The organism is Streptomyces sp. NPDC102462, from assembly GCF_044765425.1.
Lineage (GTDB): Bacteria > Actinomycetota > Actinomycetes > Streptomycetales > Streptomycetaceae > Streptomyces.
In genome coordinates this window covers 60,098-85,778 of record NZ_JBIWKB010000005.1, presented here as the reverse complement: position 1 = coordinate 85,778, position 25,681 = coordinate 60,098, and the positions used below count along the sequence as shown (strand labels likewise).

Genomic DNA, 25,681 nt, shown 5'->3' with positions numbered 1-25,681 from the left:
GGGAGGGGGGTCAGAACTTGATGCCGCCGATCATGCTGGCGACGTTCGTGGTCAGCTCGCTGATCGTGGGCGCGATGGTGGAGGAGGCGAGATAGAAGCCGAGCAGGATGCAGACGACCGCGTGGCCGCCCTTCAGACCTGACTTCTTGATCAGCAGGAAGACGATGATCGCCAGCAGCACCACCGCCGAAATCGAAAGTGCCACGGCGGCTCACCTCCAAGGATCCCAGGGACGCGGGGGGTTCGGACTATGGGGGTTGTGGATCGGTTGTAGAGCAGAACAGCACATCCATGCGGAAGCCAGCAGGTTCATACCCACTCAGCGGTAGTGATCATAACTATCCGTGCTCGCGCATCGGTCGGCGCACGGCCGCACAAGGGGGCGCATGGCCAATATGGTCAAGGCATGACGACCGAGCCTGACTCCTTCCCCCGACGGCACGCCCGCACCCAGCGGTTCACCCTCGGCGCGCCGCGCGCGTTCAGCGTGGCCCCCGACGGGTCGCGTGTCGCGTTCCTGCGTTCCGCATCCGGTACGGACCGGGCCAACTCCCTGTGGGTACTCGACACGGAGGACGGCCAGGAGCGCCTTGCGGCCGATCCGCGGGCCCTGTTGGGCGGTGCCGTGGAGCATCTGTCGCCCGAGGAGCGGGCCCGCCGGGAGCGCAGCCGTGAGGGCGGCGCCGGCATTGTCGGCTACGCCACCGACGCGGCCGTGGAGTTGGCCTCTTTCGCCTTGTCAGGGCGGCTTTTCACGGCGGAGCTGCGGGCCGGCACGGCGCGTGAACTCCCGGTGCCCGGGCCGGTGATCGATCCCCGTCCGGCCCCCGACGGGCGGCATGTCGCCTATGTGACGCGGGGCGCGCTGCGGGTGGTGGACGCCGCGGGCGAGCACGACCGGGCGCTGGCGGAGCCGGAGTCGGACGGGATCACCTACGGGCTGGCCGAGTTCGTGGCGGCCGAGGAGATGGGACGGGCGCGGGGCTTTTGGTGGGCGCCGCAGGCGGACCGGCTGCTGGTGGCGCGGGTGGACGACACGCCGGTGCAGCGGTGGTGGATCGCGGACCCCGCCCGGCCGGAGCGTGAGCCACACCACGTCGCCTATCCGGCGGCGGGCACCGCGAACGCGGACGTACGGCTGTTCGTGATCGGTCTGGACGGCTCGCGCACGGAGGTGGTCTGGGACCGGGCGCGCTATCCGTATCTGGCTCGTGTGCACTGGTCAGAGGCGGGTGCGCCGCTGCTCCTCGTACAGCCGCGCGACCAGCGCAGCCAGCTGTTCCTGGCGGTCGAACCGGAGTCGGGGGCGACCCGGATGGTGCACGCGGATGAAGATCCAACATGGCTTGAACTTTTCCCCGGGGTGCCGTGCTGGAGCCCGTCGGGACAGCTCGTCCGGATCGCCGACGAAGGGGGCGCGCGGGTCCTCGCGGTGGGTGAACGTCCGCTGACGGGAGCACAGTTGCACATCCGTGCGGTGCTCGACGTGGGCGCCGACGACGTGCTGGTCTCGGCCTCGGCCGGCGAGGAGGCCGGCATCGCCGAGTCGGCCGAAATCGGGGAGGTGCATGTCTACCGGGTGAACGAGCTGGGCGTGCAGCGGGTGTCACAGGAGCCCGGTGTGCACACGGCGGTGCGCGCCGGTGGTGTGACGGTGCTGATCTCGGCCGCGCTCGACCGGCCGGGCGCCCGGTGCCGGGTGCTGCGTGACGGAAATCCGCTGGCGACTGTCCGGTCGCACGCCGAAGACCCCGGTTTGTCCCCGCGCGTGACCCTCACCCAGGGGGGCGCACGCCGAATTCCGTGCGCCGTGCTTATGCCGCGGGACTACCCCTCCGACACACTCCTGCCCGTACTCCTCGACCCCTATGGCGGGCCGCACGGACCGCGCGTGGTCGCCGCGCACAACGCGCACCTGACCTCGCAGTGGTTCGCCGACCAGGGCTTCGCGGTGGTCGTCGCCGACGGCCGCGGCACCCCCGGCCGCTCGCCGGCCTGGGAGAAGGCGGTGCACGGCGACTTCACCGTCGCCCTGGACGACCAGATCGAAGCGCTCCAGGACCTCGCCAAGACCCATCCGCTCGACCTGGGCCGGGTGGCGATCCGCGGCTGGTCCTACGGCGGCTGGCTGGCCGCCCTCGCCGTGCTGCGCCGCCCGGACGTCTTCCACGCGGGCATCGCGGGCGCCCCGGTCACCGACTGGCGGCTGTACGACACCCACTACACCGAGCGCTACCTCGGCGACCCGGAGCGGGACGCGCAGGCGTACGCCCGCAGTTCCCTCGTCACCGACGACGGCCTGTCGGCACCGGCCGCACCGCACCGGCCGCTGATGATCGTGCACGGGCTCGCCGACGACAACGTGGTGGTGGCGCACGCGCTGCGGCTGTCCTCCGCGATGCTGGCCGCCGGCCGCCCGCACGAGGTGCTGCCGCTGTCCGGTGTCACCCATATGACCCCGCAGGAGCAGGTCGCCGAGAACCTGCTGCTGCTTCAGGTGGACTTCCTCAAGCGCTCCCTGGCATAGCGGGGCAAATATCCGCGAACCGCCGTAACACACAGGCAACTTCACGGAAGCGGTACCGATATACGGACGCGGGACGCTGAACAGCGTACGGCCGTGCGGGTGCCGTAAACGGGCCGGGATGCGCCATGTCATCCCGGCCCGTTGCCGTGCTCCTCCACCGGCACCACCTGCTTCTCCTCCGCGAAGTGGCAGGCCGAGTCATGGGCCGCGGGACCGGAGGTGTGCCGGAACTCCTCCGGCACCGCGAGGGCCGGCACCTCCCGCGCGCACCGCTCCCGCGCCTTCCAGCAGCGGGTGCGGAACCGGCAGCCGGAGGGGATGTCGGTCGGCGAGGGCACGTCGCCCGTCAGGATGATCCGCTCACGGTGCGCGCGGGCCCCGGGGTCGGGCACGGGCACCGCGGAGAGCAGCGCCTGGGTGTAGGGGTGGGTCGGGTGGTCGTAGATCTCCGTGTCGGTGCCGGTCTCCATGATCCGCCCGAGGTACATCACCCCGACCCGGTCCGCGATGTGCCGCACGATCGACAGGTCGTGCGCGATGAAGACGTAGCTGAGGTCGAACTCCGCCTGAAGCCGCTCCATCAGGTTGACCACCTGCGCCTGCACCGACACGTCCAGCGCCGACACCGGCTCGTCGGCGACGATGATCGCCGGACGCAGCGCCAGAGCACGCGCGATGCCGATGCGCTGGCGCTGGCCCCCGGAGAACTGGTGCGGATAGCGGTTGGCGTACTCCGGGTCGAGGCCGACGACGTCCAGCAGCTCCCGGACCCGCCTGCGCCGGTCGCCCTTGGGGGCCGCCTCCGGGTGGATCTCGAACGGCTCCCCGATGATGTCGCCCACCGTCATCCGCGGGTTGAGGGAGGTGTACGGGTCCTGGAAGACCATCTGGATGTCGCGCCGTACGGCCTTCAGGGCGCGGCCGGAGAGCGTGGTGATCTCCTCGCCCCTGAACCGGATCGAACCGGCCGTCGGCCGTTCGAGGCTGCACAGCAGCCGCGCGACCGTCGACTTGCCGCAGCCCGACTCGCCGACCAGGCCGAGGGTTTCGCCCCTGGCCAGTGTGAAGTCGACGCCGTCGACCGCCTTCACGGCGCCGACCTGCTTCCTGAAGAGGATGCCGCGGGTGAGCGGGTAGTGCTTGACCAGCCCGCTGACCGCCAGGATCGGCTCAGCCATCCAGGCACTCCCGCCAGAAGTGACAGGCGCTGCCGCGGTTCTCGTCCACGGTGTACAGCGGGGGTTCGTCCGTCCGGCACACGTCCCGCGCCATCGGACAGCGGGGATGGAAGGCGCAGCCGGGCGGGATGTGCATGAGGTTCGGCGGCAGGCCCTTGATCGCGTACAGCTCCCGGCCCTTGCGGTCCAGGCGCGGGATGGAGTCCAGCAGGCCCCGGGTGTAGGGGTGGGCGGGGGCCTTGTAGAGGTCGTGCACCGGGGCCGACTCGACGATCCGGCCCGCGTACATGACGGCGATCCGGTCGGCGACGTCCGCGACCACGCCCAGGTCGTGGGTGATCAGGACGAGCCCCATGGTGTACTCGCGCTGCAACTCCGCGAGCAGGTCCATGACCTGGGCCTGGACCGTGACGTCGAGCGCGGTGGTGGGCTCGTCGGCGATCACCAGGGCCGGTTCCAGGGCCAGCGCCATCGCGATCATGATGCGCTGGCGCATGCCGCCGGAGAACTGGTGCGGATAGTCGCGCACGCGCTGCGCCGCGCCCGGGATGCGCACCCGGTCCATCAGCTCGACCGCCCTGGCCCGGGCGTCCCTCTTCGACATGCCGCGGTGCACCACGAACATCTCGCCGAGCTGGTCGCCCACGCTGAGCACGGGGTTGAGGGCGGACAGCGCGTCCTGGAAGATCATGGCCAGTTCGGCGCCGCGGATCCTGCGCCGCCCGTCCTCCTTCAGTTTCAGCAGGTCACGGCCGCGGAAGAGGATCTGCCCGCCGGTGATCCGGCCGGGCGGGGTGTCCAGGATGCCCATCACGGCCTGCGCCGTCACCGACTTGCCGGAGCCCGACTCGCCGAGCACGGCCAGCGTCTCCCCCGCGGCCACCCGGCAGGTGACGCCGTTGACGGCCCTGGCGACGCCGTCCCGCGTCGTGAACTCCACGTGCAGATCGCGTACGTCGAGCAGCACGCGGCTCACCTCAGCCTCGGGTCGAGGGCGTCGCGCACCGCGTCGCCGAGCATGATGAACGCCAGGACGGTGATCGCCAGGGCGCCGGAGGGCCACAGCAGCGCGTGCGGGGCGTTGCGGATGTACGGGGAGGCGGCGGAGATGTCGATCCCCCAGGACACGCTGGGCGGTTTCAGTCCGACGCCGAGGTACGACAGGGTCGCCTCCAGCGCGATGTAGGTGCCGAGCGCGATGGTCGCCACCACGATCACCGGCGCGACCGCGTTGGGTGCGATGTGCCGCAGCAGGATGCGGGCCGGGGAGGCGCCGAGCGCCCGCGCGGCCTGCACATAGTCGTTCTGCCGGGCGGTGATCACCGAGCCGCGCGCGATGCGGGAGATCTGCGGCCAGCCCAGCAGCACCATGAACCCGACGACCGGCCAGACCGTGTTGCTGGTCACCACGGAGAGCAGCACCAGACCGCCGAGCACGACGGGGATCGCGAAGAACACATCGGTGAGGCGGGAGAGCACCGCGTCCCACATCCCGCCGAAGAATCCGGCGAGACCGCCGAGGACCGAGCCGAGGACGGCCACCCCCAGCGTGGCGCAGACGCCGACCGTGACGGACGCCCGGGCGCCGTAGACGGTCCGTGTGTAGACGTCGCAGCCCTGGCCGTCGTAGCCGAAGGGGTGGCCGGGCATGGGCCCCTCCTGGGCCTTGGAGAGGTCGCAGGCCAGGGGGTTGCCTGAGGCGATCAGCGAGGGCCACAGGGAGATCAGCACGAGGAAGAGGATCACCAGGCCGGAGCCGACGAAGACCGGGTTGCGGCACAGATCGTGCCAGGCGTCGGACCACAGGCTGCGCGGCCTGTCCCGGGGGCCGGTGCCCCGGGGTCCGCCGGGCGTCCGCTCCAGGGTGGCCGCCTCGCTGGCCGCGAGGTCCATCGCGCCGCCCATGCCGGCGGCGGAGACGGCGCCGTCGGGCTCGTGCCGCTCAGGCATAGCGGATCCTCGGGTCGAGCACGGCGTACAGCAGGTCGACAAGCAGGTTGGCGATCAGGAAGACCAGCACGAGGACGGTGACGAAGCCGACCACGGTCTGCGTGTTCTGCCGCACGATCCCCTGGTAGAGCTGGTAGCCGACGCCGTGGATGTTGAAGATCCGCTCGGTGACGATGGCGCCGCCCATCAGGGCGCCGATGTCGGCGCCGATGAAGGTGACCACGGGGATCAGGGAGTTGCGCAGCAGATGCCGGATGATCACCCGGTGCCGGGGCAGCCCCTTGGCGACGGCCGTGCGCACATAGTCGGCGCGCCGGTTCTCCGCGAGGGAGGTACGGGTGAGCCGGGTGACGTAGGCGAGCGAGACGGAGGCCAGGACGAGGCCCGGCACGATCAGCTGGCCGAAGGCGGCCTCCGGCGGGACCGACGGTCTGATCCAGCCCCACTCGACGCCGAGCAGCAGTTGGAGCAGCAGACCGGTGACGAAGGTCGGTACGGAGATGACGACCAGGGTGGCCAGCAGCACGCCCGTGTCGACGGGCCGTCCGCGGCGCAGTCCGGTCAGCACGCCCAGCGCGACGCCGACGACGATCTCGAAGAGGATCGCCACGATCGTCAGCCGGACGGTGACGGGGAACGCCGTCGACATCAGCTCGGTGACCGGCTGACCGTTGAACGCGGTGCCGAAGTCCCCGGTGAAGACCTTCCCCATGTAGGTCAGGTACTGCTGCCACACCGGCCGGTCGAGGCCGAGGTCCCGTTTCAGCTGGGCGGCCGTCGCCGGGTCGCACTGCCGCTCGCCGCACAGGCCGGCGACGGGGTCGCCCATCACGTTCACCATCAGGAAGATCAGCAGCGTGGCCCCCACGAACACCGGGATCATCTGGAGCAGCCGCCGCACGACATAGCGCCCCATGACGGCTCAGCCGACCTTGATCTCGTTGTAGACGGGGACGCTGAAGGGGTTGAGTGCCACGTCGGACAGCCGCTGCGAGTAGCCCGCGCTGCCGTTCTGGTACCAGAGCGGGATGGCGGCCATGTTGTCCCGGACGACCCGCTCGGCCTGCTGGAAGGTGGCGATGGATCTGCGGGTGTCGGTCTCGGCGTTGGCCCGGTCGACGAGCCGGTCGAAGTCCTTGTTGGACCACTTGCCGTCGTTGGAGGAGGCGCCCGTGTAGTAGAGCGGCTGGAGGAAGTTCTGGATGAGCGGGTAGTCCATCTGCCAGCCGGACCGGAACGGGCCCGTCATCCGGTGCCGGCCGATCCGGTCGCGGAAGTCGGCGAAGGTGCCGACCGGGCTGCCGATGCAGGCCCTGTCGTTGCCGAGCGCGTTGTTGATGGAGTTGCAGACGGCGTCCACCCACTCCCGGTGCGAACCGGTGTCCGCGTTGTAGGTGATCGTGACCTGGCCGCCGGGGATGCCGCCGCCCTCCTGGATCAGCTTTCTGGCCTGGGCGGGGTCGTAGTCGCAGGCCCGGCCGCACAGGCCGGCCTGGTGGCCGCCCTCGGCGCCGAGCACGGGCGAGGTCCAGTCGGTGGCCGGAGTCCGGGTGTTCCGGAAGATCGTCTCGGTGATCTGCCTGCGGTTGATCGCCATGGACAGGCCGGTGCGGACCTTCTCGGCGCCGGGTCTGCTCCAGTTCTTGTCGTAGTACGGGAAGGCGAGGGTCTGGATGATGCCGGCGGGGCTGTTGATGTAGCGGCCTTCGAGGTCGCTCCTGACGTTCTTGAGCTGCGCGGCCGGTACGTCGTCGACGAGGTCGAGGTTGCCGGCCAGCAGGTCGGTGTAGGCGGTGTTGTTGTCCGTGTAGACCGTGAGGTTCACGCCGTCGTTGCGGGCCTTGTCGGCGCCGGGGTAGGCGTCCCACTTCTTCAGGGACAGCTGGAAGCCCCTGGTGTAGGTGTCGATCCGGTAGGGCCCGTTGCCCACGGGCCTGGCCAGCCAGGCCGCGTGGTCGGTGAAGAACGCCCGGGGCAGCGGGGCGAAGGCCACGTAGCCGAGGGTGTCCGGGAAGCTGGAGAACTTCTGGTTGAGCCGGACCGTGAAGGTGCGGTCGTCGACGACCCTCAGTCCGGAGAGCGTGTCGGCGCTCTGGGCGCCGCTGTCCGGGTGAACCCTGTCGTAGCCGTCGATGTAGCCGAAGAAGTAGGCGTTCTTCTGGTTGTTCCGCAGGCTCGCGCCGTAGTTCCAGGCGTCGACGAAGGACCTGGCGGTCACCTTCTCGCCGTTGGAGAAGGTCCAGCCGTCCCTGAGCGTGATCCGGAAGTTCCGCGAGTCCGTGGTGTCGATCTTCTCGGCCAGCATGTCCATGGCGCGGCCGGTCCTCGGGTCGTAGCGCTTCAGGCCCCGGAAGATCAGGTCGAGCACCTTGCCGCCCTGGACCTCGTTGGTGTTCGCCGGCTCCAGCGGGTTCTGCGGGTCGCCCCAGGACGCGCTGAACACCGAGCCGCGCTGCGCGCCGGTGCCGCTGCCGCCGCAGGACGCTGCCGCGAGCACCGCCGCGGCCGGCAGGGTGGCCCATGCGAGGTGTCTGGCTCGGCGCATGCAGTACCTCCTCCGGACCATGCGGGTACGCACCGTGACGCCCACCCCTGAGCAGCGATCGATCACCCGCTCATATCACCGCAAGGCGCACATAAAACACACGAAGGACACTCGCCGACACAGCACTCCACCCGTACGAGGGCCGACCCCTCCCGTTCGGTTCAACGCCGGCCGCATCGGCGCCAGCGTGCCACCAGGCGCCCTTCACAGGTCTACACCAATGTTTGCTTCATCGAACATCAACTCATCGTTTCCGCAGGCCAAAGGTGCTGGACACGGGCCGTTGACGCGCGCAGACCGCCGCTGATAGACACACTCATCACCCGCCCGGCGCCACCAGGCCACATCCGGCTGAAGTCCCAACAGGCTGAGCCTGTGCGAGCGATGACGCGAGGTCACGATTCATGAGCACGCAAGACCGGTACGGCAGAAGGCGTTCACTACCGAGAAGCCCGCGATCCCGTACGGCCCGGCTCGTCGCCGCCGCCGGCGCCCTCGCCGTGACGCTCACCGCGGGCCTCGCCACCCCGCTCGACCCGGCGCCCCGCCGGGCCGAGGCCGCCCCGGCCGACAAGGTCCTCACCGTCGCCGTCGCGCAGAGCGTCGACTCGCTCAGCCCCTTCCTGGCGGTACGTCTGGTCAGCACGAGCATCCTGCGGCTGACCTACGAGTACCTGACCGACTACGACCCCGCCGACGCCCACCCGGTCCCCGGCCTGGCCACCAGCTGGGCGCCGTCCGCCGACAAGCTCACCTGGACCTACACGATCCGCTCCGACGCCAAGTGGTCGGACGGACAGCGGGTGACCGCTCAGGACGCGGCCTGGACGTTCAACAAGATGATGACCGACGAGGCGGCCGCCACCGCGAACGGCAGCTTCGTCACCAACTTCCGCGAGGTGACGGCCCCGAGCCCCACCAAGCTGGTCATCGAGCTGAAGAAGCCCCAGGCCACGATGACCGCGCTGGACGTGCCGATCGTGCCCCAGCACGTCTGGGAGAAGGTCGGCGACTTCTCGAAGTTCACCAACGACAAGACCTTCCCCGTCGTCGGCGACGGACCGTTCGTGCTCACCGACTACCGGCCCGACAGCTATGTGCGGCTGAAGGCCAACAAGACGTTCTGGCGCGGGGCACCGAAGTTCGACGAGCTGGTCTTCAAGTACTACAAGGACCAGGACGCGGCGGTGGCCGCGCTGCGCAAGGGCGAGGTCTCCTTCGTCGCCGGCTCGCCCTCCCTGACGCCCGCCCAGGCCGCCTCGCTCAAGGGCGAGAAGAACGTCCGCGTCAACGACGCCCCCGGCCGCCGCTTCTACGCCCTCGCCACCAACCCCGGCGCCCGGGCCAGGAACGGCGAGAAGTTCGGTGACGGCGATCCCTCCCTGCTCGACCAGCGGGTGCGCAACGCCCTGTTCATGGCGGTCGACCGCAAGACCCTCGTGGACAAGGTCTTCCAGGGCCACGCGGTCGAGGGCCAGGGCTACATCCCGCCCCGCTTCGCCGACTACTTCTGGAAACCGTCCGCGAGCCAGGAACTCGCCTACGACCCCGCGAAGGCCGGCCGGCTCCTCGACGAGGCCGGCTACAAGAAGAACAGCGACGGCAAGCGCGTCGGCAAGGACGGCAAGCCGCTGAACTACCGCGTCCTGTGCCACGCCACCGACCCGAACGACAAGGCGGTCGGCCAGTACCTCAAGGAGTGGTGGGGCGAGCTGGGCATCGGCATGCGGCTCGACTGCCTCGACAACGTCACCGACCCCTGGCTCGCCGGCAAGTACGACCTCGCCTTCGACGGCTGGTCCGTCAACCCGGACCCGGACTTCGTCCTGTCCATCCACACCTGCGCGGCCCTGCCCGCCACGCCCAAGGACACCGGGGCCACCGACAACTTCATCTGCGACAAGGCGTACGACGACCTGTACGCGCGGCAGCTGGCCGAGTACGACTCCGCCAAGCGGGCCACACTCGTCAAACAGGCCGAGTCGAGGCTGTACGACCTGGGGTACATGAACGTCATGGCGTACCCGAACGCTGTCGAGGCCTACCGCACCGACCAGATCGAGTCGATCACGACGATGCCCAAGGCCGCCGGCAACATCTACGGCCAGGACGGCTACTGGAGCTGGTGGTCGGCGGTCCCGGCCGAAGACTCCGGCTCGTCCGGCGGCGGCGGTTCCACCGGCATCGTCATCGGCGTCGTCGCGGGCGTCGTGGTCCTCGCCGGCGCCGGGCTCTTCCTCGCGAGCCGTCGCCGCGCCACCGCCGACGACCGCGAATAGCCGATGCACCCGATGCTCGCACCCACACAGCGGGCGGCCCGCCATGGCCGCTGACACCGCGTCGACGCCGGCCGAGGCCGCCGGTCCGGTTCCCACCGGGCCGGCGGTCCGCGGGCCGCGCACCCGCTCCTGGACCGGATACCTGCGCTACGGGGCCGCAAAGCTGGGCGGCGCCGTCGTCTCCCTGCTCGCCGTCCTCGTCACCGGCTTCTTCCTGTTCCGGCTGATCCCCGGCGACCCGGTCAAGACCCTGACCGGCGGCCGGCCCGTCTCCGCAGAACAACTCGCCCAGTACCGGCGGGAGTTCGGACTCGACCTGCCGCTGTGGGAACAGTTCACGGACTACTGCGGCAAGGCGCTCACCGGCGATCTGGGCACGTCCTACCAGTTCCGCACCCCGGTCATCGACAAGATCACCGAGGCCCTGCCGAACACCCTGCTGCTGACCGGCACCGCGTTCGTGCTGTACACCGCGCTCGGCATGTACCTCGGCACCCGCTCGGCGTGGCGGCACGGCCGCCTCGGCGACCGGCTGAACACCGGCCTGGCGCTGACCCTGTACTCCGTCCCGTCGTTCTGGCTCGGCCTGCTGCTCATCATCGTCTTCTCGGTGGGCCTCGGCCCCGTGCCCGGGCTGTTCCCGACCGGCGGCATGGAGTCCGCCGGCGAGGAGGGCTTCGCCCACGTCCTCGACGTCGCCCACCACCTCGTGCTGCCGGTGATCACCCTGGTCGCCGTCGAGTACGGGCAGACCCTGCTGGTCACCCGCTCGGCGCTGCTCGACGAGATGGGCAGCGACTATCTGACGACCGCGCGCGCCAAGGGCCTGCGGGACGACCTGGTACGGCGCCGGCACGCCGTACCGAACGCGCTGCTGCCCACCGTCACCCTCGTCTTCGTCAACCTCGGCCGGACCGTGGCCGGCGTGATCCTGGTCGAGACGGTGTTCTCCTGGCCGGGCCTCGGCGGACTCTTCTACCAGGCACTGAGCGTGCCCGACCTGCCCCTGGTGCAGGGCCTGTTCCTCTTCTTCGCCTCGGCGGTGATCGTCATGAACACGTTGGCCGATCTGCTCTATCCGCTGCTCGATCCGCGGGTGGGCCGATGAGCACCGAGGCGGCACAGCCGGGGCCGAGGGCCCTGGCCCGGCAGCGCCGCCGCCGCACCGCCGCACGCTTCTGGCAGCGGTACCGCGCCCATCGCGCCGGACTGCTGGGCCTGGCCGCGCTCGTCCTGTTCGCGCTCGCGGCGCTGACCGCGCCGCTGACGGTCGGCTCCGACGTCTCCGACGTGACCGACGCACCCGGCAGCCCTCTTGAGGCGCCGAGCGGACGGTTCCCGCTCGGCACGGACCGGTTCGGACGCGATCTGCTGGGCCTCGTGATCTGGGGCTCACGCATCTCCCTGCTGGTCGGGCTGCTCGCCGCCGTGCTGTCGGTGGCGATCGGCGCGGTGGTCGGGATCTGCGCCGGACACTTCCGGGGCGCGTACGGGACCGTGCTGATGCGGATCACGGACTGGTTCCTGGTGATGCCGACGCTGGTGCTCGCGATCGCGCTGGCCACCGTCATGTCCCGCTCCCTGGGCACGGTCGTCCTCGCCATCGGTGTCACCTCCTGGCCGACCACCGCCCGGCTGGTGCGGGCGCAGACGCTGGCGGTGGAGTCCCGTCCGTACATCGAACGGGCCAGGGCGCTCGGCGGCGGCCACTGGCACGTCATGACCCGGCACGTGCTGCCCAACGTGATGCCGCTCGTGCTGGCGCAGACCACGCTGATGGTCTCCTCCTCCATCCTCGCCGAGGCGACCCTGGCGTTCCTCGGTCTCGGCGATCCGACGGTCGTCTCGTGGGGCGGACTGCTCCAGGACGCGCGCGAGGCGGGCGCGGTCTCCGCCGGCGACTGGTGGTACCTGGTGCCGCCCGGCATCGCGATCGCCCTGGTCGCGCTGGCGTTCACGCTGTGCGGCCGCGCGGTGGAGTCCGTGCTCAATCCCAGGCTGGGGGTGACCCGTTGACGCTCCTCGAAGTGCGGAACCTGACGGTGACGTACGCCGGCGGGGCCGCCGCCGTACGCGGTGTGGACCTCTCCCTCGCGGCAGGACGGAAACTCGGGATCGCCGGCGAGTCGGGCTGCGGCAAGTCCACGCTGGCGCTCGCCCTGCTGCGGCTGCTGCCCGCCGACGCCCGGGTGAGCGGGGAGATCCTGCTCGACGGCGAGGACATCCTCGCGATGCGCTGGGGGCGGGTGCGGGCGGTGCGCTGGGCGGGCGCGTCGATCGTCTTCCAGGGCGCCATGCACTCGCTCAATCCCGTGCACCGGATCGGCGACCAGATCGCCGAGCCGATCCTGCTGCACGGCAGGGCGACCCCGGCGGCGGCGCGGAAGCGGACCGGTGAACTCCTGGAACAGGTCGGCCTGCCCACGGCGCGGGCGACGGCGTACCCGCACGAACTCTCCGGCGGCCAGCGGCAGCGCGTCATGATCGCCATGGCGCTCGCCTGCGACCCGCGGCTGGTGGTCGCCGACGAGCCGACCACCGCCCTGGACGTGATGATCCAGGCGCAGATCCTCCGGCTGATCGAACAGCTCGTCAGCGAACAGGACCTGGGGCTGATCATGATCAGCCACGATCTGGCGGTGCTCGCCGACACCTGCGACCGGCTGGCGGTGATGTACGCGGGCCGGGTGGTCGAGGAGGGCCCGGCGCGGGCGGTCCACGAGGACGCCCGGCACCCGTACGGCAAGGCGCTGTCGGCGGCGTTCCCGCACATCGGCGACCCCGCCTCCCGGTTCGCCCCCCAGGGGCTGCCCGGCGACCCGCCCAACCCGTTCGCGCTGCCCTCCGGGTGCGCGTTCCATCCGCGCTGCCCTCTCGCCCTGGACGTCTGCGCCACCGAGGACCAGGTGCTGCGCGAGGTGACCGGGGAACGGCGGGCCGCGTGCGTACACGTCCCGGCGGCCGTCCCGGGGCCGGCCACGGCGGCAGAGGACACCAGGAGCACCGCATGACGACACCAGCGTCTCCCCTGCTCAGGGCCCAGGGGCTGCATGTGACCTTCCCCGGACGACACGGTGCCCCCGCGGCACGGGCCGTCGACGGCGTCGAACTGGACATCAGGCCCGGTGAGATCGTGGCCCTGGTCGGCGAGTCGGGCTGCGGCAAGACGACGCTGGCCCGCACCCTGCTCGGACTGGAACGGCCCGCCTCCGGAAGCGTGCGCTTCGACGGGAAGCCGCTGACGTACTCCTCGCGGGCCCTGCGGGCCTACCGGCGCCGGGTCCAGCTGGTGCTCCAGGACCCCAGCGGATCGCTCAACCCACGGCACACGGTGTACGACGCGGTGGCCGAGGGGCTGCGCATCCACGGGCACGCGGGGGACGAACGGGCGGCGGTCGCAGGCGCCCTCTCCCGGGCGGGGCTGCGGCCACCGGAGCGGTTCTTCCTGCGCTACCCGCACGAGTTGTCCGGGGGCCAGCGGCAGCGCGTGGTGATCGCGGGCGCGCTCGTCCTGGAACCCGAACTCCTCGTCGCCGACGAGCCGGTGGCCTCGCTGGACGCCTCCGTGCGCGGTGAGATCCTGGCCCTGCTGCTGCGGCTGCGCACCGAACTGGGGCTCGCCGCCCTGGTCGTGACCCATGACCTGGGCCTGGCCTGGAACATCGCCGACCGGGTCGCGGTGATGTACCTGGGCCGGATCGTGGAGACGGGCCCGGTCGAAGAGGTGCTGACCGCGCCCCGACACCCGTACACGCAGGCCCTGTTGTCGGTGCTGCCGGAGGCGCCGGGCGAACCGGTCGTGCTGGCCGGTGAGCCCCCGGACCCCTCCCGCATCCCGTCCGGCTGCCGCTTCCGGGCCCGCTGCCCGGTGCTCGCGAACGGCGAGGCCGAACAAGCGGGCATCGCCGACCGCTGCCGCACCGAGGACCCCGGCGTCCTGAACGCCGGCCGGGAGTCGCAGGCCGCCTGCCACTGGGCCGCGCAACGGGTCGGTGCCTGACGGCGGCGGCCATCGTGGCGACGACCGCCCCGTCAGGTCGTCCGGGCGTCGGCCGGTCCGCGTACTCGACCTGCGCCGGAGCCCAGGTTCCCTCGCGCGCGATGACAAGGGCCGCGGGCAGGTCCACTTCGAGGACGGCGAGTACGGCGTGGGCACGGTGAAGCGAACTTCCCCGAAAACGCCGGTTCCCGGCGCCTGGGTAGGTGCCGGGAACCGGGGTGACGGGGGTCAGGCCGCGTGGACTATGTCCTTCTCCTCGGCGAAGTGGCAGGCCGACTCGTGGGCCGCCGGGGCGTCCGTGGTCTTGAAGCGCTCGGGGACCGCCAGCAGCGGGACCTCCTGGGAGCACTTGTCCTGAGCCTTCCAGCAGCGGGTGCGGAAGCGGCAGCCCGACGGCGGGTTGGCCGGGGACGGCACGTCACCGGTGAGGATGATCCGCTCGCGGTTCTCCCGGGCATCCGGGTCCGGCACCGGGACCGCCGACAGCAGCGCCTGGGTGTAGGGGTGCGTCGGGTGGTCGTAGATCTGCTCGTCGGTGCCGATCTCGGCGATCCTGCCGAGGTACATCACCCCGACCCGGTCGGAGATGTGCCGGACGATCGACAGGTCGTGCGCGATGAAGATGTAGGACAGGTTGAACTCGTCCTGCAGGCGCTCCATCAGGTTGATGACCTGTGCCTGGACGGACACGTCCAGGGCCGACACCGGCTCGTCGCAGATGATGATCTCCGGGTTGAGCGCGAGGCCGCGGGCGATGCCGATGCGCTGGCGCTGACCGCCGGAGAACTGGTGCGGGTACCGGTTGATGTACTCGGGGTTGAGGCCGACGACGTCCAGGAGTTCCTGCACCTTGCGGCGCCGGTCGCCCTTGGGGGCGGCCTCGGGGTGGATGTCGAAGGGCTCGCCGATGATGTCGCCGACCGTCATCCGCGGGTTGAGCGAGGTGTACGGGTCCTGGAAGACCATCTGGATGTTGCGGCGCACGGCCTTCAGGGCACGTCCGGACAGCTTGGTGATGTCCTGGCCCTTGTAGAAGATCTCGCCGGCGGTCGCCCGCTCCAGGTGCATCAGGAGCTTGGCGACGGTCGACTTGCCGCAGCCGGACTCGCCGACGATGCCCAGGGTCTCGCCCTGGTGCAGGTCGAACGAGACGCCGTCGACGGCCTTGACCGCACCGATCTGACGCTTGAACAGGATGCCCTGGGTGAGCGGGAAGTGCTTCACCAGGTCGCGTACCTGGAGGATCGGTTCGCCGCGTTCGACGGGCGCCTCGATGGCGGTGACCGCCTCGTCCTCGCTGCGGGCCTCGACGACGTCCACCTCGGAGACGTTCGGCGTGGCGTCCTGCGGCTCGTCGTTCTTGCTGAGCTCAGCCATGGATCGTCTCCTTCCAGAAGTGGCATGCCGAGGCCCGGCCCACCAGTTCGGTGCCGTCCTGCTCGGCGACCGGCAGCAGCTCCGGCACCTCGGTGCGGCACACGTCCTGGGCCTTGGGGCAGCGCGGGTTGAAGGCGCAACCGGTCGGGACGCGCAGCAGGTTGGGCGGCAGTCCCTTGATCGCGTACAGCTCCCGGCCCTTCTGGTCCAGGCGCGGGATCGAGTCCAGCAGGCCCCGGGTGTAGGGGTGCGCGGGACGCTTGTACAGCTCGTGGACCGGGGCCCGCTCCACGATCCGGCCCGCGTACATCACCGCGATCTTGTCGGCGACGTCGGCGACCACGCCCAGGTCGTGGGTGATGAGGATCAGGCCCATGTTGTACTCGCGCTGGAGTTCCGCGAGCAGGTCCATCACCTGGGCCTGGACCGTCACGTCGAGGGCCGTGGTCGGCTCGTCGGCGATGATCAGGTCCGGTTCGAGCGCCAGCGCCATGGCGATCATGATGCGCTGGCGCATACCGCCCGAGAACTGGTGCGGGTAGTCACCGACGCGGGCCGCCGCGGCCGGGATCTTGACCCGGTCCATCAGCTCGATGGCCTTGGCCTTGGCGTCCTTCTTGGACAGGCCCTGGTGGACCCGGAACATCTCGCCGAGCTGGTAGCCGACGCTCAGCACCGGGTTGAGCGAGCTGAGCGCGTCCTGGAAGATCATCGCGATCCGGCTGCCGCGCAGGGTGCGGCGCTCCTCGGCGGTCATCTTCAGCATGTCCTGGCCGCGGAAGAGGATCTCGCCCTGCGGGATCTTCGCCGGCGGCATGTCGAGGATGCCCATGATGGCCTGCGCGGTGACGGACTTGCCGGAGCCGGACTCGCCGAGCACGGCCAGCGTCTCACCGGCGTCGACGCTGTAGTTGACGCCGTTGACGGCCCGGACGACGCCCTCACGGGTGTGGAACTCGACGTGCAGGTCACGCACTTCGAGCAGCGGTGCGCCGTCCCCGCCGTCGCCGCGGGACGACGGCGCGGGAACGACTTCTTCGATGGTGGTCACGTACGCCTCCCTCAGCGCATCTTCGGGTCGAGGGCGTTGCGTACGGCCTCACCGAGCATGATGAACGCCAGCACCGTGATGCTGAGCATGATCGACGGGTAGAGCATGATCCACTGGGCGACGCGGATCTGGGCACCGCCGTCGGAGATGTCGTTGCCCCACGATACGCCGTTGAGACCCAGGCCCAGGAAGGACAGCGTGGCCTCGGCGCCGATGTAGACGCCGAGCGAGATGGTCGCGACCACGATCACCGGGGCCAGGGTGTTCGGCAGGATGTGCCGGAACATGATCCGGGGCGTGCTCGCGCCCAGCGCCTTGGCCGCCTGGACGTAGTCGGCCTGCTTGGTGGTGATGACCGCGCCGCGCATCACACGGGCGATCTGGGTCCAGCCGAAGAAGCCGAGCGCGCCGATGACGACCCAGGCGGTGCGGTCGGTGAAGGAGTTCAGCACGACCATCGTGCCCAGCAGGAAGGGGATGCCGAAGAACACGTCCGTCAGCCGGGACAGGATCGCGTCCATGGTCCCGCCGAAGTAGCCCGCGATCATGCCGACCAGGCCGCCGATCAGGGTGACGACGATGGTGGTGCCGAAGCCGACGGCCACCGAGGCGCGGGTGCCGTAGATCACTCGCGCGAAGACGCTGCGGCCCTGCTGGTCGTAGCCCAGCCAGTCGGCCGCGCCGACGTCCCCGAGGCGGGGCTTTTGCAGGTAGTGCTTGGACAGGTCGCCGAGGACCGGGTCCGCGCTGGTGAACCAGCCCGGGAAGAAGGTGATGAGCAGCAGGATCAGGATCAGCACGCTGGAGACGATGAAGATCCAGCTGCGGCGCAGATCGGCCCAGGCGTCGCCCCACAGGCTGCGGGACTTCTCCGGTTTGGTCTCCGGCAGCGGTCCGCCCGCCGCCGCGACCGCCGCCTCCTCGGCGGCGGCCTCGGGAACCGTCTTGGTCACGTCAGGCATAGCGAATCCTCGGGTCCAGGACCGCGTACAGCAGGTCCACGAGCAGATTGGCGACGAGGTAGACGAGGACCAGGATCGTCACCAGACCCACGACGGTGGTCCCCTCGCGGCGCACGATGGACTCGTAGATGGTGCCTCCGACACCCTTGATGTTGAACAGACCCTCGGTGACGACCGCGCCGCCCATCAGGGCACCCAGGTCGGTGCCCAGGTAGGTGACGACGGGGATCAGCGAGTTCCGCATCAGGTGGACACCCACCACGCGGCGCCTGGGCAGGCCCTTGGCGATGGCGGTGCGGATGTAGTCGGCGCGCACGTTCTCGGCGATCGAGGTCCGGGTGAGCCGGGTCACATAGGCGAGTGACGCGGTGGCCAGGACGATCGCGGGCATCAGGAGCTGGCCGTAGTTCGTCGAGTCGTTGACGTTGGGTTCGAGCCAGTGCAACTGGTCGGCGAAGACCATCTTCAGGATGAAGCCGAGGACGAAGACGGGCACCGAGATGAAGAGCAGCGTGATGACGAGGACGACGTTGTCCGTCGCCCGGCCGGCCCGCAGGCCCGCCACGACACCGAGGGTGATGCCCAGGACGACCTCGATGGCGAAGGCCAGCGAGGCGAGGCGGAGCGTCACCGGGAAGGCGTCGCCGAGCACGTCGGTGACGGGGCGGCCACTCGCGATCTGCGTGCCGAAGTCGGCGTGCAGAATCATGCCCTTCATGTAGTCGAAGTACTGCACCAGGATCGGCTGGTCCAGGCCGTACTCATGTCTCAGCGACGCGATGACCTGCGGACTGCCCGCCTTGTCGCCGAAGAGCCCGCGCACGGGGTCACCGGGCAGGGCATAGACCATGAGGAAGATCAGCAGGGTTGTCCCGATGAACACCGGGATCATCTGGAGCAGTCGTCGTGCGACGTAGCGCCCCATCGTGCCTCCATGTCAATCACAGCGGCAGCCGACGGGCCCTTTCCCCGCGCACCGTTGGACGATGCGCGCGGAAAGGGCCCCCCAGCCACTGCCGTCACCCCGGGGCGCGGGCGCCGCGCCCCGGGACTACGGGCTTGTGGTTACTTCTTGTTGACCTGAACGCCGGTCAGGATCGGGTCGCCGTCCTGGGCGTACTTCACGCCGCTGACGTTCTCCGAGTAGCCCGCGTTGACCTTGTAGTACCAGAGCGGAATGCTCGGCATGTAGTTCGGGAGCTGCTTCTCGATCTCCTGGTACTTCTTCTCCGACTCCTCCAGCGAGCTGGCGGCGTCGGCGGCCGCGATCTCCTGGTCGATCGTCTTGTTGGAGAAGCCGCCCTGGTTGCCGTCCGACTTGGTGCCGAACAGGTCGCGGATGAAGTTGGCGTTGAAGGGGTAGTCCAGCACCCAGCCGGAGCGGTAGAGGGACTTGACCTCCTTGGCGTCACGCGCGTTCAGGTCGGCCTGGAAGTCGGCCTTCGAGTCGCCCGTGCACTTCACACCGGTGGCCTTGGTGATGGAGTTGCAGACCGCCTCCACCCACTCCTTGTGGCCGCCGTCCGCGTTGTACTGGATGGAGATGGCGTTGCCCGGAACGCCGCCGCCGTCCTGGATCAGCTGCTTGGCCTTGGCCGGGTCGTACTTGGTGATGTCACCGGCGGCGTTCGGCTGGTAGCCGAGGACGCCCTTGGCGACCCAGCCGGTGGCCGGCTCACGGGTGCCCTGGAGCACGGTCTTGGTGATGGTGTCGCGGTCGATCGCCATCGACAGGCCCTGCAGGACCTTCGGGTCGATGTCCTTCCACTGCTTGGTGTAGAAGGCGACGGCGATGGTCTGGATCGCGGAGTAGGCCTGGTCCACGGCGCGGTCGCCGAGGTCCGACTTGTAGACCGGGAGGTCCTTGGGCGCGATCTGACGCAGGACGTCGACGTTGCCGGACTTCAGGTCCTCGTAGGCCGTCTCCAGGTTGGTGTAGTTCTTGAAGACCACACCACCGTTCTTGGCCTTGTTCGGACCCTGGTAGTCGTCGTTGCGGGTGACCTCGATCTGCTTCTTGTGGTCCCAGCTGACGAACTTGTAGGGGCCGTTGCCGATCGGGTGCTCGCCGGCCGCCTTCGGGTCCTTGTAGAAGGACTCCGGCAGCGGGTCGAAGACCTCGTAGCCGAGCTTGTACACGTAGTACGGGATCGGCTTGCTCAGCGTGATGGTGAAGGTGTTGTCGTCGACGACCTTCAGGCCGGACATCTCGGTGGCCGTCGCCTTGCCCTTGGCCGGCGCGACCTCGTCGTAGCCCTTGATGTCGGAGAACCAGAAGCTGTTGGTCTGCTTGTTGTCCGGGTTGGCGGCCCAGTTCCACGCCTTGACGTAGGACTCGGCGGTCACCGGGGTGCCGTCGTGGAACTTCCAGCCCTGCTTCAGCTTGACCGTGAAGGTCTTGTTGTCCTTGGAGTCGACCGACTGCGCGTTGACGTAGACGATCTTACCGCTCTGGTCGTAGTCGACAAGTCCGGCGAAGAGCGACTTGATGACGATGCTGCCGTTGGACTCCATGGTGTTGGCGGGCTGCAGCGGGTTCTGCGGCTCGCCGACCTCGACCGAGAACTTGCCGTTCGGGTCGACCGCGCCCTTGCCCTCGCTGCCCTTGTCCCCGTCTCCACCACCGCAGGCGGTCGCGCCCAGCGCCACAACCGCGGCTATCGCGACCCACTTGGCGCTCTTGGCACCGCGCATGGGTTCCTCCTCATGAGTCCAATGGTTCACCGCATGGAGAGGCACGCGACACGGCACCGTCACCGGTGCCGGAGAGAGTCGAGTGCCCCCCTGCTCGTGAGTCGGCGCCACCTGAAAGCGCATGACCCGTTGATCCGAGCTCTACGCGCCTAACTATCTGCCATGAGCGAAGACCGAAACCACATTCCTAAGGTCTCGGTTCGATCACACCTGGCGCGAACATCTTCCAAAATCCGGACAAAGCGTTTGCCGAAAGATCCCTGCGAAACGGACTTGTTACACATCTATCGGCCCTGGGCGTCCGTATTCCGGACGCCCAGGATCGGAAATCCGGTTGCGGTTAGACTCCGATTCATGCGGGGCCCATTCGGCGTACCCGCACGCTCGTGCGCATCCGGATGCCGGGCGTCGCGCCGGGGTTCCGGGCCCGTCCCGCGCGCACGGAGGCACAGCCGCCGCAGACCGCGGGCACAGACTAATGGGAGACGGTGGCGCCGCGCCGTCCCCCGGGCGGAACCGAGGGTTTTCCCTAGAGGGACATGACGAGCGGGCCGGGCCTCCCCAGGGAGGCCCGGCCCGTCGTGGTCCGGGGACCGGGTCCGCCTCAGCCGTGCTTGGCGCGGCTCGCGGCGCGGGCCCGCTCGCGGGCGTCCAGGTTCACCTTGCGGATGCGGACCGCCTCCGGGGTCACCTCGACGCACTCGTCGTCGCGGCAGAACTCCAGCGACTGTTCGAGCGACAGCTTGCGCGGCGGCACGATCGACTCGGCCACGTCGGCCGTCGACGACCGCATGTTGGTGAGCTTCTTCTCCTTGGTGATGTTCACGTCCATGTCGTCGGAGCGTGAGTTCTCCCCGACAATCATCCCTTCGTACACCTCGGTGCCCGGCTCCACGAAGAGCACGCCGCGCTCCTGGAGGTTGGTCATCGCGAACGCGGTGACGGCACCGGACCGGTCGGCGACCAGGGAGCCGTTGTTACGGGTCTGCAGCGGGCCGAACCAGGGCTCGTGCCCCTCGTGGATGGAGTGGGCGATGCCCGTGCCGCGGGTGCTGGTCAGGAACTCGGTGCGGAAGCCGATCAGGCCGCGCGAGGGCACCACGAACTCCATGCGCACCCAGCCCGAGCCGTGGTTGGACATGTTGTCCATCCGGCCCTTGCGGACGCCCATCAGCTGGGTGACCGCGCCCATGTGCTCCTCGGGCACGTCGATCGTCATGCGCTCGACCGGCTCGTGGACCTTGCCGTCGACGTCCTTGGTGACCACCTGGGGCTTGCCGACCGTCAGCTCGTAGCCCTCCCGGCGCATGGTCTCGACCAGGATGGCGAGCGCCAGCTCACCACGGCCCTGCACCTCCCAGGCGTCCGGACGCTCGGTGTCCAGGACGCGCAGCGAGACATTGCCGATCAGCTCGCGGTCCAGGCGGTCCTTGACCTGCCGTGCGGTGACCTTGCGGTCCTTGACGGCCGCCTTGTTTTCGGCGCCCTTGCCGGTGCCGCCGCGGCCGACCAGCGGGGAGGTGTTGGTGCCGATGGTCATGGAGATCGCGGGCTCGTCGACCGTGATCAGCGGCAGCGCGACCGGGTTCTCCGGGTCCGCCAGGGTCTCGCCGATCATGATGTCGGGGATGCCCGCGACGGCGCAGATGTCACCCGGCCCGGCCTTCTCGGCGGGCTTGCGGGTGAGCGCCTCGGTCATCATCAGCTCGGAGATCCGCACGTTCTGCACGGACCCGTCGCGCTTGATCCACGCGACCGTCTGGCCCTTGCGCAGCTCGCCCTGCTCGACCCGGAGCAGCGCGATACGGCCGAGGAAGTTGTCGGCGTCCAGGTTGGTGACATGGGCCTGGAGCGGGGCCTCGGCGTCGTAGGTGGGCGCCGGGATGTGCTCCAGGATGGTGGAGAAGAACGGCTCCAGGCTGGTGGAGTCGGCCGGGACGGTGCCGTTGTCCGGCTTGGTCAGCGAGGCGATGCCGTCGCGGCCGCAGGCGTAGACGATCGGGAACTCGATCTGCTCCTCGTCGGCGTCCAGGTCGAGGAACAGGTCGTAGGTCTCGTTGACGACCTCGTCGATACGGGCGTCGGGCCGGTCCGTCTTGTTGATGCACAGGATGACGGGCAGCCGGGCCTGGAGCGCCTTGCGCAGCACGAAACGGGTCTGCGGCAGCGGGCCCTCGGAGGCGTCCACGAGCAGCACGACACCGTCGACCATCGACAGACCGCGCTCGACCTCGCCGCCGAAGTCGGCGTGGCCGGGGGTGTCGATGATGTTGATGGTGATCGGGTCCCCGCCGTGCTTGGGGTGGTACTTCACCGCCGTGTTCTTGGCGAGGATCGTGATGCCCTTCTCACGCTCCAGGTCGTTCGAGTCCATGACGCGGTCGTCGACCTGGTCGAGCTGGTGGGCGGCGAAGGCGCCGGCCTGCTTCAGCATGCCGTCGACGATGGTGGTCTTGCCGTGGTCGACGTGGGCGACGATGGCGACGTTGCGGATGTCGTGACGCGTAGCGGTCACAGCCATAGTGCGGCGTACTCCCGGGGTGTGAGGAAGGCCCTCGCGTCGGTCCGTGTGACGCGGGCCCTGCCGGGCTTGACACGCCACGGCCTCACCCCATGTTACGGGGCGCCGCGGGAGGTGACCTCCTCAGCCCTCGGCGTCTCAGCCCGCGGACGGGCCCGGCGCCCCCTTCTTCAGGAATCCCATGTCCTCGTACAGGGGCGTCTGGAACCCGAAGGAGCCCGCGTTGACCAGGTTCTTGCGCGCGGCGGTGAGCTGCGGGCGCTGGTAGAGCGGGATGGAGCCGGCCGCGGCCCAGATGCGGGAGTCGGCCTGTCGGATCAGCGAGCGCGCCTCGTCCTCGTCGAGCGCGGCGACGGCCTGGTCGAAGAGCTGGTCGACCTGGTCGGTGCCGATCCGGGTGTAGTTCTGCTCGACGTTCACCGAGCCGTCGGCGGCCGGCACCGGCTTGGCGTAGATCGGGCGGGCGTCGGTGGCGGGGAAGGCGGAGGACGGCCAGGAGTACAGGGCGAGGTCGTACTGGCCGGAGGCGATGTGGTCCTTGAAGTAGCTCTCGTCGGGGACCTTGCTGATCTCCGTGACGATGCCGACCTTGTCCAGCATCTGCGTGATCCGGTCGGCGACGGCCCGCAGGGACTCCGAGCCGGGGCCCGAGGGGACCACGAAGCGGAGCGTGAGCGCCTTGCCGTCCTTGGCGAGCGGCCCGGCCGCGGGGGCCGGCGCGGCGGTGCCCTGCGGGGCGTACGCGCCGGGCGCCCCGCCCTGCGGCGGGTGCTTGTCGGTGTGCTGCCGGCCGTCCTGCGTGAGGCGCCTGCCGGCCTCGTCGCCCTGCTCGGCCACGCTGTGCTCACCCGAGCCGTCCGCGGAGTCCTTCGGATCGTCCTTGGCGGCCCGGTGCGGCGGCTTGTCGTCCTCGCCGACGACGTAGGTGCCCTCCTTGCCGCCCTCCGACTCCTTGTCCGCCTGGGCGCCGGCCGCCTTGTCCGTCTTCTTCTCCGTGACCGGGCCGCCGGGCACCCAGCCGGCGTCGGCGAGCAGGGCCTGCGCCTCCGCGGTGTCCTGGCTGCCCAGGGAGCCGCTGCCGTCGGCGTAGGCGGACTGGCCGGACAGGGCGAGATGGCTGCCGACCGGGACCGCGGGCAGGCCGAGGGGGCGGAGGACCACCCTGGCGAGCGCCTTGCGGTCGAGGGCGCGGGCGACGGCGCGGCGCACCCGCTCGTCGGCGAGCGGGCCCTCGGAGCCGTTGAGGGCGAGCTGGGTGTAGGCGGGCTCCAGGGACTTGCGGATCTCGACGTCGCGCAGTGCGTCCTGCTCCCGCAGATACGTGGTGATCTTCTGGCGCAGCCGCGTGGTGTCCTCGGGCAGCTCGTGGGACGGGAGGCCGTGCGCCAGGGCCCAGGAGCGCAGCTTCTTCGCGGAGGTGCGCCCGGCGCCCACGAGGGGGGCGCCGCCGCTGCCCCGCGCGGCGAGAGCGATCCGCTCGACGTCCGCGGGGTCGATGTCGGTGAGGTCCACGGTGCCGTTGGCCAGCGCGGTGGCCCGCTGATCGCGGGGCACGGCGTGCAGCACCAGCTCGGACAGCTTCGCGGGGCGCCCCCACCAGCGCGGGTTGCGGTTCAGGACGATGTCCTGGGCCTTGGTGTCGATCTTGTCGAGCCGGAACGGCCCGGCGGTGACCTGGAGCTTGCGGCGCGCGCCGTCGTTGAAGGCGTCGGGGGTGCCCATGACGTCCTTCGGGTACAGCGGCGAGAACAGCGACCTCCAGTCGGCGTACGGGCGGCTGAAGGTGACCCGGACCTCCAGGTCGTTGGCGCCGCGCTCGATCTTCTCGATGCGGTCGTAGCCGGCGTTGCGGGCGGTCCAGTAGGCGGTGTCCTTGCCGGACAGGGCGCGCCACTGGGCGGCGAAGTCGGCGGCGCCGATCTCCCGGCCGTCGCTCCACACGGCCTGCTGGTTGAGCTTGTAGAGGACGACCTGGCGGGGCTCGGTCTCGATGACCTTGGCGGACTCCAGGTAGTCCGGGTTGCGGACCGGGCGCCCGTTCTCGTCGAGCCGGAACATCGAGGGCAGCACGGCCTGGGCGACCCGGTTGGTGCCCGTGTCCGCGTCGGCCTGGAAGGCGTTCAGGGTCTCGGGCAGCGCGTCCACGGCCCAGCGCAGGGTGCCGCCGTCGGTGACCTCGTCGCGGGAGACGGCGGCGATGTCCTGCCCGGCCAGCGGGCGGCTCGCCTCGTCTTCGGAGCTGCAGCCGGCCAGGACGGACACCGCGAGCGCGCCCGCGGTGAGGAAGGCGGCCGAGCGCATGATCGCGCGCGGTCCGACGCCGACGTGGGACATCGTGCTACCTCCGGGGAGCCCGGTGACAAAGGTGGGTTCTGATCACGTTTGGCGGTATTTTGGTGCTGATCAGATCTACGGACCCACTGAAAAGGAAAGGGTTCGCCGGCCGGGGGCGACACGGCGGCGGGCGCTGGCAAGCCCACCCGTGCGGCGCAACTCGCGCCCCGGCGCACACAGAGCGCGTGCGGGCGTGCGGCGGCGGGGCACGATCCGCCAATCGCTGCACATGCCTTCACATCGGCACGTGTGACGCGCAACAC

General features: G+C 70.0%; 19 protein-coding genes. 6 read left to right on the top strand and 13 right to left on the bottom strand.

The window, feature by feature from the left end; translation table 11 throughout:
* Window positions 1–10: 10 nt before the first annotated feature.
* Entirely contained in the window at window positions 11–205 is a 195-nt protein-coding gene (locus ACIRFL_RS06400) for a hypothetical protein (protein ID WP_404024542.1), read from the bottom strand.
* 201 nt (window positions 206–406) lie between these two features.
* Here ACIRFL_RS06400 and ACIRFL_RS06395 point away from each other — a divergent pair, with 201 nt between their 5' ends.
* Window positions 407–2,527 carry a prolyl oligopeptidase family serine peptidase gene (locus ACIRFL_RS06395; RefSeq protein WP_404024539.1) on the top strand — a complete coding sequence of 707 codons (2,121 nt, stop codon included), beginning with the start codon at window positions 407–409 and terminating at the stop codon, window positions 2,525–2,527.
* A 128-nt stretch (window positions 2,528–2,655) separates the two neighbouring features.
* On the opposite strand, the gene ACIRFL_RS06390 is transcribed toward ACIRFL_RS06395, so the two are convergent.
* The 5 genes from ACIRFL_RS06390 to ACIRFL_RS06370 are packed head-to-tail and all read right to left on the bottom strand — an operon-like array spanning window position 2,656 to window position 8,200.
* Window positions 2,656–3,705, bottom strand: a complete 1,050-nt coding sequence (locus tag ACIRFL_RS06390) for an ABC transporter ATP-binding protein (RefSeq protein WP_404024538.1) — start codon at window positions 3,703–3,705, stop codon at window positions 2,656–2,658.
* Window positions 3,698–4,672 carry an ABC transporter ATP-binding protein gene (locus ACIRFL_RS06385; protein ID WP_404024537.1) on the bottom strand — a complete coding sequence of 325 codons (975 nt, stop codon included), beginning with the start codon at window positions 4,670–4,672 and terminating at the stop codon, window positions 3,698–3,700. Before ACIRFL_RS06385 ends, ACIRFL_RS06390 begins: the two co-directional genes overlap by 8 nt.
* Window positions 4,673–4,677: 5 nt before the next feature.
* Window positions 4,678–5,655, bottom strand: a complete 978-nt coding sequence (locus ACIRFL_RS06380) for an ABC transporter permease (RefSeq protein WP_404024534.1) — start codon at window positions 5,653–5,655, stop codon at window positions 4,678–4,680.
* The gene (locus tag ACIRFL_RS06375; protein WP_404024532.1) at window positions 5,648–6,571 is read right to left on the bottom strand and encodes an ABC transporter permease; all 924 of its coding nucleotides are present in this window, start codon (window positions 6,569–6,571) and stop codon (window positions 5,648–5,650) included. The genes ACIRFL_RS06380 and ACIRFL_RS06375 overlap by 8 nt, the downstream gene beginning before the upstream one ends.
* A gap of 6 nt (window positions 6,572–6,577) precedes the next feature.
* The gene (locus tag ACIRFL_RS06370; protein WP_404024530.1) at window positions 6,578–8,200 is read right to left on the bottom strand and encodes an ABC transporter substrate-binding protein; all 1,623 of its coding nucleotides are present in this window, start codon (window positions 8,198–8,200) and stop codon (window positions 6,578–6,580) included.
* A gap of 404 nt (window positions 8,201–8,604) precedes the next feature.
* On the opposite strand from ACIRFL_RS06370, the gene ACIRFL_RS06365 reads away from it, so the two are divergent.
* From ACIRFL_RS06365 to ACIRFL_RS06345, 5 genes are read left to right on the top strand one after another with little or no spacing between them, the layout of a single operon-like run.
* Window positions 8,605–10,479 carry an ABC transporter substrate-binding protein gene (locus ACIRFL_RS06365; RefSeq protein WP_404024528.1) on the top strand — a complete coding sequence of 625 codons (1,875 nt, stop codon included), beginning with the start codon at window positions 8,605–8,607 and terminating at the stop codon, window positions 10,477–10,479.
* Between the two features lie 43 nt (window positions 10,480–10,522).
* Window positions 10,523–11,587, top strand: coding sequence for an ABC transporter permease (locus tag ACIRFL_RS06360; protein WP_404024526.1), 1,065 nt, complete (start codon window positions 10,523–10,525; stop codon window positions 11,585–11,587).
* On the top strand, window positions 11,584–12,495 hold the full coding sequence (locus tag ACIRFL_RS06355) for an ABC transporter permease (RefSeq protein WP_404024523.1): 912 nt from the start codon (window positions 11,584–11,586) through the stop codon (window positions 12,493–12,495). The genes ACIRFL_RS06360 and ACIRFL_RS06355 overlap by 4 nt, the downstream gene beginning before the upstream one ends.
* Window positions 12,492–13,490, top strand: coding sequence for an ABC transporter ATP-binding protein (locus tag ACIRFL_RS06350; protein WP_404024521.1), 999 nt, complete (start codon window positions 12,492–12,494; stop codon window positions 13,488–13,490). Before ACIRFL_RS06355 ends, ACIRFL_RS06350 begins: the two co-directional genes overlap by 4 nt.
* Complete coding sequence (locus ACIRFL_RS06345; protein ID WP_404024519.1) at window positions 13,487–14,479, top strand: oligopeptide/dipeptide ABC transporter ATP-binding protein; 993 nt, start codon at window positions 13,487–13,489, stop codon at window positions 14,477–14,479. Before ACIRFL_RS06350 ends, ACIRFL_RS06345 begins: the two co-directional genes overlap by 4 nt.
* Window positions 14,480–14,707: 228 nt before the next feature.
* Here ACIRFL_RS06345 and ACIRFL_RS06340 read toward each other — a convergent pair whose 3' ends face one another.
* The 7 genes from ACIRFL_RS06340 to ACIRFL_RS06310 form a co-directional block, all read right to left on the bottom strand.
* The gene (locus ACIRFL_RS06340) at window positions 14,708–15,856 is read right to left on the bottom strand and encodes an ABC transporter ATP-binding protein (RefSeq protein ID WP_404024516.1); all 1,149 of its coding nucleotides are present in this window, start codon (window positions 15,854–15,856) and stop codon (window positions 14,708–14,710) included.
* Window positions 15,849–16,907: an ABC transporter ATP-binding protein gene (locus ACIRFL_RS06335; protein ID WP_404024514.1), complete on the bottom strand. Its 1,059-nt coding sequence runs from the start codon at window positions 16,905–16,907 to the stop codon at window positions 15,849–15,851. The genes ACIRFL_RS06340 and ACIRFL_RS06335 overlap by 8 nt, the downstream gene beginning before the upstream one ends.
* Before the next feature lie 11 nt (window positions 16,908–16,918).
* Entirely contained in the window at window positions 16,919–17,869 is a 951-nt protein-coding gene (locus tag ACIRFL_RS06330; protein ID WP_404024511.1) for an ABC transporter permease, read from the bottom strand.
* On the bottom strand, window positions 17,862–18,794 hold the full coding sequence (locus ACIRFL_RS06325; protein ID WP_404024509.1) for an ABC transporter permease: 933 nt from the start codon (window positions 18,792–18,794) through the stop codon (window positions 17,862–17,864). Before ACIRFL_RS06325 ends, ACIRFL_RS06330 begins: the two co-directional genes overlap by 8 nt.
* A gap of 140 nt (window positions 18,795–18,934) precedes the next feature.
* Window positions 18,935–20,563: an ABC transporter substrate-binding protein gene (locus tag ACIRFL_RS06320; protein ID WP_404024507.1), complete on the bottom strand. Its 1,629-nt coding sequence runs from the start codon at window positions 20,561–20,563 to the stop codon at window positions 18,935–18,937.
* Between the two features lie 604 nt (window positions 20,564–21,167).
* Window positions 21,168–23,084: a translational GTPase TypA gene (gene typA, locus ACIRFL_RS06315; RefSeq protein WP_404024505.1), complete on the bottom strand. Its 1,917-nt coding sequence runs from the start codon at window positions 23,082–23,084 to the stop codon at window positions 21,168–21,170.
* Between the two features lie 138 nt (window positions 23,085–23,222).
* Window positions 23,223–25,418: an ABC transporter family substrate-binding protein gene (locus ACIRFL_RS06310; RefSeq protein WP_404024502.1), complete on the bottom strand. Its 2,196-nt coding sequence runs from the start codon at window positions 25,416–25,418 to the stop codon at window positions 23,223–23,225.
* Window positions 25,419–25,681 lie beyond the last annotated feature (263 nt).